At 64.0% G+C, this 13010-nt stretch carries 15 protein-coding genes; 13 read left to right on the top strand and 2 right to left on the bottom strand.

Annotation, left to right across the window (positions count from 1 at the left end):
* Window positions 1-122: 122 nt before the first annotated feature.
* Genes ACSSV4_RS16205 through ACSSV4_RS16225 form a run of 5 tightly spaced genes read left to right on the top strand, consistent with a single transcriptional unit; the run spans window position 123 to window position 4272 of the window.
* On the top strand, window positions 123-839 hold the full coding sequence (locus ACSSV4_RS16205) for a GntR family transcriptional regulator (RefSeq protein WP_454276133.1): 717 nt from the start codon (window positions 123-125) through the stop codon (window positions 837-839).
* Window positions 840-844: 5 nt separating this feature from the next.
* Window positions 845-1624 (top strand): SDR family oxidoreductase, encoded by a 780-nt coding sequence (locus ACSSV4_RS16210; protein ID WP_454276134.1) that lies wholly within the window; start codon window positions 845-847, stop codon window positions 1622-1624.
* A complete protein-coding gene (locus tag ACSSV4_RS16215) occupies window positions 1624-2574 on the top strand; it encodes a 3-hydroxyacyl-CoA dehydrogenase (protein WP_454276135.1) in 951 nt (316 codons plus the stop codon). Before ACSSV4_RS16210 ends, ACSSV4_RS16215 begins: the two co-directional genes overlap by 1 nt.
* A gap of 17 nt (window positions 2575-2591) precedes the next feature.
* Window positions 2592-3527, top strand: coding sequence for a 3-keto-5-aminohexanoate cleavage protein (locus ACSSV4_RS16220; RefSeq protein ID WP_454276136.1), 936 nt, complete (start codon window positions 2592-2594; stop codon window positions 3525-3527).
* A complete protein-coding gene (locus ACSSV4_RS16225; protein WP_454276137.1) occupies window positions 3514-4272 on the top strand; it encodes an SDR family oxidoreductase in 759 nt (252 codons plus the stop codon). Before ACSSV4_RS16220 ends, ACSSV4_RS16225 begins: the two co-directional genes overlap by 14 nt.
* Window positions 4273-4813: 541 nt before the next feature.
* On the opposite strand, the gene ACSSV4_RS16230 is transcribed toward ACSSV4_RS16225, so the two are convergent.
* The gene (locus ACSSV4_RS16230; protein ID WP_454276138.1) at window positions 4814-5059 is read right to left on the bottom strand and encodes a hypothetical protein; all 246 of its coding nucleotides are present in this window, start codon (window positions 5057-5059) and stop codon (window positions 4814-4816) included.
* Window positions 5060-5475: 416 nt separating this feature from the next.
* Here ACSSV4_RS16230 and ACSSV4_RS16235 point away from each other — a divergent pair, with 416 nt between their 5' ends.
* From ACSSV4_RS16235 to ACSSV4_RS16260, 6 genes are all read left to right on the top strand, one after another.
* A complete protein-coding gene (locus ACSSV4_RS16235) occupies window positions 5476-6261 on the top strand; it encodes a lysine/arginine/ornithine ABC transporter substrate-binding protein (RefSeq protein WP_454276139.1) in 786 nt (261 codons plus the stop codon).
* 85 nt (window positions 6262-6346) lie between these two features.
* On the top strand, window positions 6347-7042 hold the full coding sequence (locus tag ACSSV4_RS16240; RefSeq protein ID WP_454276140.1) for an ABC transporter permease: 696 nt from the start codon (window positions 6347-6349) through the stop codon (window positions 7040-7042).
* Window positions 7042-7767 carry an ABC transporter permease gene (locus ACSSV4_RS16245; RefSeq protein WP_454276141.1) on the top strand — a complete coding sequence of 242 codons (726 nt, stop codon included), beginning with the start codon at window positions 7042-7044 and terminating at the stop codon, window positions 7765-7767. Before ACSSV4_RS16240 ends, ACSSV4_RS16245 begins: the two co-directional genes overlap by 1 nt.
* On the top strand, window positions 7764-8516 hold the full coding sequence (locus tag ACSSV4_RS16250) for a GntR family transcriptional regulator (protein WP_454276142.1): 753 nt from the start codon (window positions 7764-7766) through the stop codon (window positions 8514-8516). Before ACSSV4_RS16245 ends, ACSSV4_RS16250 begins: the two co-directional genes overlap by 4 nt.
* Window positions 8513-10114 carry a gamma-glutamyltransferase gene (gene ggt / locus ACSSV4_RS16255; RefSeq protein WP_454276143.1) on the top strand — a complete coding sequence of 534 codons (1602 nt, stop codon included), beginning with the start codon at window positions 8513-8515 and terminating at the stop codon, window positions 10112-10114. Before ACSSV4_RS16250 ends, ggt begins: the two co-directional genes overlap by 4 nt.
* Window positions 10115-10231: 117 nt before the next feature.
* Window positions 10232-10375 carry a hypothetical protein gene (locus ACSSV4_RS16260; protein WP_454276144.1) on the top strand — a complete coding sequence of 48 codons (144 nt, stop codon included), beginning with the start codon at window positions 10232-10234 and terminating at the stop codon, window positions 10373-10375.
* A 226-nt stretch (window positions 10376-10601) separates the two neighbouring features.
* Here ACSSV4_RS16260 and ACSSV4_RS16265 read toward each other — a convergent pair whose 3' ends face one another.
* On the bottom strand, window positions 10602-11285 hold the full coding sequence (locus ACSSV4_RS16265) for a rhomboid family intramembrane serine protease (RefSeq protein ID WP_454276145.1): 684 nt from the start codon (window positions 11283-11285) through the stop codon (window positions 10602-10604).
* A 596-nt stretch (window positions 11286-11881) separates the two neighbouring features.
* On the opposite strand from ACSSV4_RS16265, the gene ACSSV4_RS16270 reads away from it, so the two are divergent.
* Both ACSSV4_RS16270 and ACSSV4_RS16275 read left to right on the top strand, forming a co-directional pair.
* Window positions 11882-12355: a hypothetical protein gene (locus ACSSV4_RS16270; protein ID WP_454276146.1), complete on the top strand. Its 474-nt coding sequence runs from the start codon at window positions 11882-11884 to the stop codon at window positions 12353-12355.
* A complete protein-coding gene (locus ACSSV4_RS16275; protein WP_454276147.1) occupies window positions 12324-12548 on the top strand; it encodes a hypothetical protein in 225 nt (74 codons plus the stop codon). The genes ACSSV4_RS16270 and ACSSV4_RS16275 overlap by 32 nt, the downstream gene beginning before the upstream one ends.
* Window positions 12549-13010 lie beyond the last annotated feature (462 nt).

Genomic DNA, 13010 nt, shown 5'->3' on the forward strand with positions numbered 1-13010 from the left:
CCCTTCATGCAGCCCGGTCGATCCGGGCGAATTGCGATCACCGATGCAGGGGTTTGCTTGACTTCTATAGTTCCGCACTGCAATCTGCGATCTCAGATCAACGATAACAACAGAAATCCGATATGCAAGACGTTTCCGAACCCCGCGCCACGCTTCAGGCTGGCAGCCTGAGACGAGACAGCCTGCAACAGCAGATCTTCGACAATCTGAGGGATGCGATCATGTCGGGCGTCTTTCGCCCCGGCGAAGTTCTCTCCAGCCGCGGGCTTGCCGAGGATCTGGGGGTCAGCGCGATGCCGGTGCGCGAGGCGCTGACCCGGCTCACCACCGAGGGCGCGCTCGAGACTACGTCAAGCCGCACGCTCCGGCTGCGTATCCTTCGACCGCAGGACTTTGACGAGATCTGCGCGATCCGCATCGAGATCGAGGGCATGGCCGCAGAGCGCGCCACCGCCGAGATGACAGCCAAGGACAGTTTCGAGATTCGAAAGCTCAACGAAGAACTGACCGCCGCCGCCGAAAGCGGCGACGCCGACTGGTATCTCAAGGCCAATGCGGCCTTTCACGCCGCGATCTACAAGCTGTGCGGCTGGCCGCTTCTGCTCGGGATGATCGAGCGGCTCTGGCTGATGGTCGGCCCCTCGATTCGCGCCAGCGTGCCGGATCGCGCGCACATGGCCACCTCTCAGGGGTTCCACGATCAGATCATGGCCGCGCTGGACGCCCGCGACGGGGCGACCGTGCGCCGCGCCATCGTCGATGACATCACCACCGCCGCGAAGGACATTCGCGCTTTCCTGAATGTCGAGACAGAAAAGTCACCAAAGAAAGAGGCATGACATCCATGACATCACCGTCCGCCCTCACCCCACCACCGGGCCTGCGCGTCCTGATCACCGCCGGTGCCGCCGGGATCGGCAAGGCCATCGCTGACGATTTCGCGGCGGCCGGTGCCAGGGTCCACGTCTCGGACGTCGATGCCGAGGCCGTGGCCGCAGCCTGTTCGGACACCATCAGCGGAACCGTCGCCGACGCCTCTGACGAGGCCGCTACGCGCGATCTCGTGGCCGAGGCCCGCGAGCGTCTGGGCGGGCTCGATGTCGTGGTGGCGAATGCGGGTATAGAGGGGCCCACCTCGACCATCGGGGATATCAGCGCCGAGGACTGGGACCGCACCCTCGACATCAATCTGCGCGGCGCCTATCTGGCGGCACGCTTCGCGGCGCAGGATCTGATCGCGAGCCGGGGGAGTTTCATCGCCATCGCCTCGGTCGCGGGGCGCCTGCCCTTTGCCTATCGCACGCCCTACGCCGCCTCCAAATGGGGGGTGATCGGTCTGGCGAAAAGCCTCGCCTCGGAACTCGGGCCGCAGGGTGTGCGCGCTAATGCAATCCTGCCCGGTATCGTCGAAGGCCCCCGGATCGACCGGGTCATCAACGCGCGCGCCGAAAGGCTCGGCCTCAGCTACGCGGAAATGCGCGAGCGCAATCTCGAGAAAGTCGCGTTGCGGCGCATGGTCAGCCCGCATGACATCGCGGCTATGTGCCTGTTTCTGAACACACCGGGCGGGGCCAACATCACCGGGCAGGCGCTCAGCGTCTGCGCCGGGGTGGAGACGCTGTGATGGCCGATACCCCCAAGACGGCAATCATCGGCAGCGGCCTGATCGGATGTGGCTGGGCGGTGGCCTTTGCGCGCGGCGGCTGTTCCGTCGCGCTCTACGACGAGAACGCCGAGGCGGCGCATCGGGCCAGCGCAACCCTCGCGGCGCTGGCGGATGAGTTGGAGGCCGCAGACATGCTGGACGGTCAAACGGCGGCCGACATCATCGGCCGCGTCGAGATCGCCGACGATCTTGACGCAGCGCTCGCCGGGGCCGTTCACGTCCAGGAAAACGTGCCCGAAAAACTGGAGATCAAACAGGCGGTGTTTGCCGATCTGGATGCCCGCGCCCCGCGCGACGCGATCCTGGCCAGTTCGACATCCGCGCTGCTGCCCTCGGCCTTTACCGGACATGTCACCGGGCGCGAGCGCTGCCTCGTCGCCCATCCGATCAACCCGCCCAGCCTGATCCCGGCGGTCGAGATCGTGCCCGCCCCGTGGACCAGCGCCGACGCGATGGACCGCTGCACCGCGCTGATGGAGCGGATCGGCCAGAAGCCCATCCGCATGCAGCGCGAGATCGACGGCTTCATCATGAACCGCCTGCAAGGCGCGCTCTTGCAAGAGGCGTTTCGCCTTGTCGCGAACGGCATCGCCTCGCCCGAGGATGTCGATACCGGCCTGCGCGACGGGCTGGCCCCGCGTTGGGCGCTGCTCGGCCCGTTCGAGACGATTGATCTCAACGCGCCGGGCGGCGTGCGCGACTATGTCGCCCGCTACGGCCCGATGTATGCAAAGATCGCAGCAACGCAGCGCGAACATCCCGACTGGACAGGCGAGACGCTCGACCGGATCGACGCCGCGCGGCGCAAAAGACTGCCGCTTGAGCAGATATCCGAGGCACAGGCCGAGCGCGACAGTCGGCTGGTGCGGATGATGAAACACCTCAGAGACAATGCCCCCAAATCCTGATTGACCGGAGAACCGACATGCCAAAACCGACCCGCAAGGTGATCATCAGCTGCGCCGTGACCGGGGCGATCCACACGCCCTCGATGTCGCCGCATCTGCCGGTCACCCCCGAAGAGATCATCACCGACAGCCTCGCCGCTGCCGAGGCCGGCGCGACGATCCTGCACCTGCACGCCCGCGACCCCGAAACCGGCCGCCCGACCCAGGACCCGGACGCCTTCCGCGCCTTTCTGCCCCGGTTGAAACAGGCCACCGGGGCGGTTTTGAACCTCACCACCGGCGGCAGCCCGCATATGAGCGTCGAGGAGCGCATGCGCCCGGCCGCAGAGCTGAAACCCGAGGTGGCCTCGCTCAACATGGGGTCGATGAATTTCGGCCTCTACCCGATGCTGAACCGCTTTTCCGAGTTCAAGCATGACTGGGAGCGGCAGCATCTCGAGAACAGCCGCGATCTGGTCTTCAAGAACACCTTTGCAGATATCGAGCACATCCTGAACACCGGCAATGCCAACGGCACCCGGTTCGAATTCGAGTGCTACGACACCAGCCATCTCTACAACCTGGCGCATTTCGTGGATCGCGGTCTGGTGAAAGCCCCGTTCCTGGTGCAGACGGTGTTCGGCCTGCTCGGCGGCATCGGCGCGCATCCCGAGGATGTGGCGCATATGAAGCGCACGGCGGACCGTCTGTTCGGCGATGCCTATGTCTGGTCCGTGCTGGGCGCCGGGCGCAATCAGATGCCGGTCGCCGCACAGGCCGCGGCGCAGGGCGGCAATGTGCGCGTCGGCCTCGAGGATTCGCTCTGGATCTCGCCCGGCAAGCTCGCGCAGAGCAACGCCGATCAGGTGCGCAAGGCGCGTGAGCTCCTGCAAGGGCTGAGCCTCGAGGTGGCCACACCCGACGAGGCGCGCGAGATGCTGGAGTTGAAAGGCGGCGACAATGTCGCATTCTGAACCCGGCCCGGTCATCGTCACCGGGGGCAGCCGTGGCATCGGCGCGGCGACCGTCCTGGCGCTTGCCGCTGCCGGTCACCCGGTGGTGTTTTCCTATGCGTCCAATGCAGACGCGGTGCAGGCCCTGACGCGGCGCGTGCAGGCTGCGGGCGGCACGGCCATCGCCGTGCAGGGCGATGTCGCCGACGAGGCGGCGGTCACGAGCCTGTTCGAGACCTGCCAGAACGCCTTTGGCGCGCCCACCGGGGTTTTTGCCAATGCCGGCATTACCGGCCCCTCCAGCCGCATGGAGGATCTCGCCCCGGCTGACCTGCGCCGCGTCCTCGACGTGAACGTGACCGGCACGGTCCTGACCGTACAGGCGGCGACGCGGCTGATGTCTACCCGCCACGGCGGTGCGGGCGGTGCGATTGTCCTGATGTCAAGCCGCGCCGCAGCCCTCGGCGGTGGCAATGAATGGATCCATTACGCCGCCTCCAAGGGCGCGATCAATTCGATGACGGTTGGCCTCGCCAAGGAGCTTGGCGCGGATGGCATTCGCGTGAACACCGTCGCCCCAGGCCTGATCGACACCGACATCCACGCGACCGCCGGGCTCGCCGACCGACTCGCCGCGAAGGCCGGTGACGTGCCGCTCGGCCGTATCGGGCGCGCCGATGAGGTGGCCTCAGCGGTGACATGGCTGCTGTCGGATGCGGCTTCCTATATCAGCGGCGCGATCCTCGACATTTCCGCGGGCCGCTGAAAGTTCGCTTCGAGGCTGGCCGCGCGCCTTCGTACGAGGGCTAGACGACCTGCAATGCCGCGGACGCGAGCTACGGCCACTGAGGTGCCGCAGCAGTCAAGCATTGCGCTGGCCTGGCAGTGCCCCATGTGACTCCACGGGCGTTCCTAGACGCTTTACGAATCCTTTTGCGCTGCGTCCCATCACGCGACCTGGCCGTGGTGACCGTTGAGGCGCTCCGGCATCAGGGACGAACACTGGTCGGTCTGGGGTCGGCGCCTGCGGTATCCCGGAGCATCTGGAAGCTTTTATCGAGGGACTTCGGTGCGCCGGAATTCCGTAGATAACGACTTTAACCTTTTGTAAACGTGCCAAGTTCGGACATAACCACAGCCCTTGAACACACGTTTACTGAGCGAATCCAAAAACTGCGCGCAGTTGTCTTGGGCAACTCGCGCCGCGGACAAAAATGCCAAGCTCATTTCGATGTTGACCTTGCAGTGGATGGCGACCAGCGTTCCGTTCGCAACGTCGTCTACGAGTGCGCATGATTGGTTATGCCTCACACATCCGAAGGGAGCACCGTCACGGTTAAATTAGAAGAAATAAAGCGTGCGCCTGCCTCGCCACGCTCCCGCGCATGATCCTTGACCGGGTCACTCTCTCGGTCATCTGCATCTCTGACCGGTCCATCATCCATGGGGACCTTGTCCCGCACGATGCCCAAACGGTCTACATGAATCCGAGAGTTTTTTCTGTGCATTCCAATGTAAATCTCTTGCACAACCTTCGGTCTTACTTTCTCCATGAAAAAAGGCGGTTTCCCGCAACCTAGGGTTCACATTATTCCGGAGAACTTCCGCCTATGTAGACCTTGAGGCAGCCTCATGGAAACGTCTTGTAAATCTTTTCGTCGTGATCCGGCGAGGGGCAGAGGCGTAGCCATTCCTTGCCACGGGCCTCGTGCTAGGGTTTCCAAGCGAGCCCTGAACTGGAGCAGCACGATTCGTGTCTGACCCCTGAATTTGGGCGAGCCTTCGGCCCATGGCGGCCATCACGGTCGCCGCGCGTGCGCAGATCTTCGCCAAACAAGCGCCTTTCTGGACAACTCAGCCACCTGAAGAAAAATATTCTGGATTGAATGCTTGATTATATACAATTTTGTGTATCAAGCTGAACCCCGACGCGCGGCGGACAGCGCGGAGATACGACAAGGAGGTTGATATGAAGGAACTACTCAGGAAAGCGGCATATGGGCTGGCCGTCACGGTCGCACTGACGGGGGCCGCATGGGCGCAGGACGTGCCGGAAAAATTGGTGATCGGCACGGAAGGAGCCTATCCGCCCTTCAATTTCACCGATTCCGACGGCAACGTGCAGGGGTTCGAGGTCGACCTGGGCAACGCGATGTGCGCGCATCTCGAGATCGAGTGCGAGTGGCTGACCCAGGACTGGGACGGCATCATCCCCGGGCTTCAGGCGCAGAAATACGACGCGATCATCGCCTCACTCTACATCACCGACGAACGGCGCGAAGTGATCGCCTTCTCCGACAAGTATTACCAGGTGCCCGCCCGCTTTCTCGTGCCGAGCGACAGTGACCTTGAGATCTCCGCTGAAGGGCTTGACGGTGCAGTGGTCGGCACGCAGCGCGCCACGAGTTTCGAGCGCTACATGAACGACAAGATGCCGGGCACCGAACTGCGGCTCTATGGCACCATGGACGAGGCCTATCTCGATCTCACCTCCGGCCGGGTCGATGCTGTGATGGGAGACGTGGTGGCGATCCAGAACGGCTTTCTGGGCAAGCCTGAGGGCGAGGGTTTCGAGATGCGCGGACCCGAATTCACCGGGCCCGAGTGGTTCGGCTATGGGGCCGGTGTCGCGGTCCGCAAGGACGACAAGGCGCTTGCCGACGCGTTCTCCGAGGCGATCACGGCGCTGCGTGAGAACGGCACCTACCAGGAGATCTCCGACAAGTGGTTCGGCCTGAACGTCTACGGCGGCTGACACCCCTCTGACCCGGCTGTCCGTCATCGCCGTGACGGCCGGGTCTTGTCCTGCATGAGACCGAAAACCATCCGGAGAAATGCCAATGCCTGATCTTCAGGGCTATGGGAGCCTGCTGATCGACGGGCTGATGATGACGCTCGGCGTTGCGATCGCGTCCATGATCGGTGCGCTGATCCTGGGGCTTGCCGCCGCTGCGGGAAAGCTCTTTGCCCCCAAGGCGGGCCGGGTCCTGATCGAAGGCTACACGACCGTCGTGCGCGGGGTGCCGGAACTCGTCCTGCTGCTGCTGATCTATTACGGGCTGCCGACGCTGGTGCAGGATACGCTTGGCGGCATGGGCCATGACGTGACGCTCGCGATCAATCCCTTCGTGGCGGGGATCGGCACGCTGACGCTGATCTATGCGGCCTTCGCCTGCGAGGTCTATCGCGCGGCCTACCTCGCCGTGCCACCCGGTCAGCGCGAGGCCGCACTTGCGCTCGGTCTGTCGTCGATGGTCACGTTTCGCAAGGTCGAACTGCCGCAGATGATGCGCTATGCCTTGCCCGGGCTCGGCAACGTCTGGATGGTCCTCGTCAAGGCGACGGCGCTCATCTCGATCATCCAGTTGCCGGAACTGATGCGCAACGCTGACATCGCCGCCCGCTCGACCCAGCAGCCCTTTACCTTCTTCTTCATGGCCTGCCTGCTCTATCTGAGCATTACGCTGGTTTCGATGTGGGGACAGGGGCGGTTGGAAACCTGGGCATCGCGCGGCACCACCGAAGGGGCCTTGTAATGCTCTCCTTCGTTGTCGAGAACCTGCCGAGATTTCTGGAGGGGGCGTGGCTGACGGTGCAGCTGGCGACCTATAGCTGTCTGCTGGGGCTCTGTATCGCCGTGCCGGTAGCCCTGGCGCGGCTGTCCGCCAGTCGGGTGCTCAGGGGCATCTCCACGGGCTATGTCTTCTTCTTCCGGGGAACGCCGCTGCTCGCGCAGATTTTCCTGATCTATTACGGCAGCGGCCAATTCCGCCATGCGCTTGACGCGGTCGGTCTCTGGGGCTTCTTTCGCGATCCCTGGTTTTGCGCCTTGCTGACGCTGACGCTCAATACCGGGGCCTATAGCTCCGAGATCCTCAGAGGTGCGATCCAGGCCGTTCCCAAAGGCGAGATCGAGGCGGCCCGCTCGCTCGGGTTGAAATGGCCGATGCGGCTGCGATTCATCATCCTGCCGCGCGCAATCCGCATCGGATGGCCCGCCTATACCAACGAGGTGGTCTATCAGATCCAGGCGACCTCGCTGGTCTCCATCATCACGATCATGGACATCACCGGGGTGGCGCGTGCCATCGGGGCGCGGCATTTCACCTTCTACGAGGCGTTCGGCCTTGCCGCGATTCTCTATCTCATCCTTGTCTATGGTTTCATCTTCATGGCGCGGCGCGTGGAGCGGCGGCTCAACCAGCATCTGCAACCCTCGCACGCCCCGCGCACCGCCCTTGCCCAAGGATTGACCCGATGACCGGCCTTACCGAAGATCACACCCATGGCGGCCCCCCGACACCGCGTGGCATGCTGCGGGAAAAGGCGTATCGGACCCTGAAGCAGGGCATCCTTCACGGCCAGCTCAGACGCGGAGAGCGCCTGTCCGAGGCGCGGCTGATGCGCGAGTTCGATATTGGCCGCACGCCGCTGCGCGAAGCGCTCAACCGGCTGGAGCGCGAGGGGCTGGTGGTCAGCCAGCCGAACAGCGGCTACTCGGTCGCCAATCTCGACATCGACGCGGTCTGCGATCTGCTCGTCGTGCGCGAAGGTCTCGATGCGCTGGCCGCCGAGATCGCCGTGGAGACGGCGACCGAGGACGACCTGCGCCGGCTTGCTGCCGTGATGGAGGAGATCGAGGCGCTCGACCGGGTGCATGAGCGCACGCCCGAGGTCTATGCCCGGGAACTGGAGCTGGGCCTCAAGGTGCATGAGGTGATCCTCGACATGACGCGCAACCCGGCGCTGAGAGAGATCACGCAGCGCGTCTATGACCAGTTGCGGCTCGCGCTCTGGGTCGAGGTGCGCTGGATAGATCAATGGAAGATGGCCGTGGAAGAGCACCGCACCATCGTAACAGCCGTGATGGCGCGCGATGCGCCTGCGGCGGTCGCGGCGGCGCGCGCGCACATCCGGTCGTCGCGCCAGAACATGCAGATCATCAGGCAGATCAACCAAGTCCGGCGCGACGATGGGCAGCGTGCCCCGATGCGCCCCAAAACCGAATGAAAGACAAGACCATGCGTGATTTCCACTTCCCCGGCCGTTCCACCGTCCACGCTCAGAATGCGATGGTGGCCACCTCGCACCCTCTGGCGACCGAGGCCGCGCTCAACGTGCTGCGCGAGGGTGGCAATGCCATCGACGCGGCGATCACCGGGTCTGCGGTCATGGCGGTAGTCGAGCCGCAGATGACCGGGATCGGCGGGGATTGCTTTGCGCTCTATTGTCCCAAGGGCTCTGCCCAGGTCATCGCCTTCAACGGCTCCGGTCGGGCCCCCGCTGCGGCCAGTATCGAGCGCCTGCGCGCCGAGGGCCTGACGCGGATCGCCGAAGATTCTGTGCATGCGGTGACCCTGCCGGGGGCGGTCGACGGCTGGGGGCGGCTGCATGCCGATCATGGGCGGATGGAGTTCGCCCGGCTGCTCGCACCGGCCATCGGCTATGCGCGCGACGGCTATCCTGTCCATGCGCGGGTGCGGCGGGACTGGCTGCGCGCGCGTTCCCATCTTGCGGCGCGCGAGGCGACGCGCGCGCTGTTCCTGCCCTCGGGGCAGGTGCCCGCCGAGGGCGACATTCACCGCCAGGAACGGCTTGCCGACACGCTCGAGACCATCGCAACGCAGGGCACGCGCGCCTTTTACGAGGGTCCGCTGGCCGCTGCCATGGTGCGCAGCCTGAAGGCCCATGGCGGCTTGCACGAGGAGGCGGATTTTCACGGCGTTCAGGGCGACTACGTCACCCCGGCGAGCACGCGCTACCGGAGCCTCGATATCCATCAGGTGCCGCCCAGTAATCAGGGGATCACGGCGCTGATGATGCTCAACCTGCTGGAAGGCTTCGACATGGCCGCGCTCGATCCGCTGTCGGCGGAGCGCCTTCACCTCGAGATCGAGACCGGGCGACTTGCCTATGCCATGCGCGACCGCCACATCGCCGACCCCGAGGCGATGCAGGTTCCGCTCGATGCGATCCTGTCAAAGGACTGGGCCGCCGGGCTGCGGACGCGCATTTCACCCGATCATGCCATGCCCGATATCGGCGTCCTTGGGCTGTCAACCTCAGAGACGGTCTACATGACCGTGGTTGACCGGGACCTGAACACGGTCAGTTTCATCAACTCGATCTTCGATTCCTTCGGCAGCGGCATCCTCTGCCCGGAGACCGGCGTGCTTTTCCAGAACCGTGGCAATTCCTTCACGCTCGACCCCGCGCATCCCAACGCGTTGGCCCCTGGCAAGCGACCGATGCACACGATCATGCCGGGCATGGCGACCGAAGGCGACCGCGTCCGGCTGTCCTTTGGCGTCATGGGTGGGGATTACCAGCCGTTCGGACATGCGCGGATCGTCTCCAGCCTCGTCGATTACGGCATGGATCTGCAGGCGGCCATCGACATGCCGCGGCTTCTGGCGACCGGCGCCGAGGTCGAGGTCGAACGCAGCCTGCCGCCTGCGATCCTGCAGGCCTTGACCGACAAGGGCCACCGTCTGCGCATGGCGCAGGACCCGCTCGGCGGCTGCCAGGCCATTCTCATCGACCATGAGCGAGGCCTTCTGAGCGGGGGCTCCGATCCGCGTAAGGACGGCCACGCGGCAGGGTTCTGACCCTGCCCCGGGTCGCCCTCATCCCTACGTCCTCCACTGCGCGGCACTTTCGATGCAGATGCCCGTTTTCATACTGTAATCCTTGATCGCATCGAGCTTCCGGTTGGCAAGCCCGCTATGCATGACACGGAGTGCACGCTCGAACAGACCCGGATCAGGGAAATCGCTTCGGAACTGGCTGTGAACATCGCAGAGCGCTTCGAAAGTGTCGTCATCGGCGACATAAGTTACGAACTCACAGAGGCCAGCGCCGTGGTGTAACTCCAAAACTTTTCTACTCCCACGCGACATCAGGTGATTTGTGCAGCAGAGCGCACAAGATCACCTGTTCCGGTCCATTGATCTGCCCGTCGGTCCATCATCATGCGCGCGCATCTGGCGGTAGATCGTGGGTACATTTGAAGACATCAAATTGGTCAGCGTGAAACCGCGCTAACCAAAGCCTCTAGGTGTTTGAAAGCAACTCTGTCGAAGAGACAGGCGCCGCTCAAATGTGCACATTTCGAATCGAGAGCCGCAGCGCCATGACCCAGCCGACCAGCCAGCCGCCGAGATGCGCTTCCCAAGCCAAGCCACCGGCGAGGATCACGAAAAGCACGATATTTGCAACGGCGAGCCCAAGGATCGCGGTGACCAACGGACGAAGCGGAAGCCCTGCATCTTTCCGAAATCGGTAGTCCCAGGCCTGCCAGAGCCCGATCAACCCGAACACCGCGCCCGACGCGCCGATCATCGGCCCGGCACTCTGTGACAACATCCCAAAGGCAAGCCCACCACCGACGGTCGAGAGTAACAACAGCAAGAGCGTTTTGGCTGCCCCGATGCGACTGGCGGCAAGCTTGCCGAGTGAAAGCAAGATGACGCTGTTGATAGCGAAATGCGCAATGCCGCCGTGCAGGAACGCATATGTAACCAGCATGACCAGCCTCTGCCCCGGATAGAGCGGCGTCATGTCGCCCGCGAAGATCGGCTGCCAGAACGCGCCCGCGGCGAATGCTGGCCATCTCCAGTTGAATGACCCCAGGTATCCGGCCTCGGAGAGGCTGAGAGCGACCTCGATCACGGCCATGATGCCGACCAGGATCCACAGGAATGCCGGAGCCCCTGCCATCTGCCCTTGGGCTCGCCCTTGATCTTCTGGTGGGAACTGGTTCGTCACGCCTTGTAACATATCCGCTCGCACGCCGACGAGCCAGAGGTTTGCATGGATCGCGCCCGGTTACACGTCTGGGCGGTTGCGCCGAGCCGCATTTTGGGCAACGTGATGATAGCAAAGGGAGTTGATATTCCCGCTATACATTTTGCTATACAGCTTGCTTTATTTTGGAATTTAAATCACATATTCTCAATACGTTAATCGCCTTACGCCGGAGCGACAGCAAACGCCTCCTCCGCCGCGCGCGCACAAAGGTGGGGGCCGAAGAAGGCACAGGATCACCAGGGCTATGCGTCGTTCTCTTTGTGGCGCTTGAACCTCTCTTTCGTCATGCGATCCACCTGGACAACTGATCGGCATTTCCACGACCACCTCTGCTTGCGTTAAAAACGCATTGAACCGAAGCACGCTTCGGCGCAACTGCCTACCAATTCGACAATCGAAAGCAGGCCAGTGCATGTGCCGCCTACCGCTGCCACGGGCACCGGGTCGCGCCCGCCAACGCTGGCGCGGCTGGCCGGGGTCGATCCGCCGCTCTGGCGGGTGTCGGCCATGGGGGCCGACGGGCGCACCGACGGTCTCATCCTCGCGCTTTTGCTTGGCCTCATGCCGTGGCTGGCGGCCACGCAGACAGGCTGTGCCGCACCGGGCAGCACGTTGACGCGCGCGGTGCGCGGCCCGCCGCCAAGGGCGCAGGGAAAGATCGTTCTGATGACGCGCCCGGCGATGCTCTATGCCGCGGCGACGATCCGGGGCGGGCCTGCCGTCTCGACCGACCCGTGCACATCGGGGGGATCGACGGCCCGGTCAACCCTGGCCATCCGGCATTGGAGGGGGTGCGTCTCAACTGCCGGTCGGTGCGGGCCGAGGGCGAGCGCCCCGCGCCGCCCGATCATGGCACGGCGGTGGTGCAGATCGTCGCGGGGCCCGGCGCCGCCCCGTTTTCGGGCTTTGCCGCCGGGGCCGAGGTTTTGGCCGCTGCGGCCTTCGGGGCTGTGCGCGCCCTGCGCTGGCACGATGGTCGCCACGGAAGGGGAGATGCCGGATTTCGAGATGTCGAAGAGCGATCAGGTCAACCGCATTGACAGCCACGTCATCCTGCGTCGCGGCGCGTCCGAGATCGTGTTTGCCCACATGCGGCAGAGCAGCGTGTCCGTAATGCCCAACGATCTTGTCAACGTGGCTGACGTGCTGGGCAGGTCGCCAATTCCGGTGCATCGGCCGAGCCGCATCTGCACATCCACGCTCAGCGCCCCGCATCTGATGGTGCGCCGCTGATCTCGGGCGGGCCGCTGGCCTTGCGTATCGAGGCTCGCTTTCTCGTGCGTGGCGATCATCTGTCAGGACAGTCGATAGAGCCAGACAGACAGGTAGTGCAGACCCGGTACATGCTGACGGGTGAACATCGAGTTGTAACCGAAGTCAGACCGCCCTTTGCGTCCTCCCCATTGCCATGTTGGATCGTCTCTTTCATCATCCGGTCCACCTTAAAGACTGGCCTAGATTTTTGCGCGAACTATCTGGGACCGCCCGGACCGGGCGGGTGCCACGGAAGATCCTCATCACCCACGGCCATCCCGGCCCGGCGGTTCACGCCGTGCGCACGACCCGGGCACCGAACCACCGCGCCGCATGGAAGCATAGGTGGAGATGTCCGTTCTCTGCGCCCAAGGCTTTGACCCGGTCAAGCTTGCGTGGCATTATCGCGGCCCTGTCGATCCGGGCGGCTTTGCGCCGGTA

This window comes from Roseovarius sp. MBR-154, assembly GCF_053628595.1.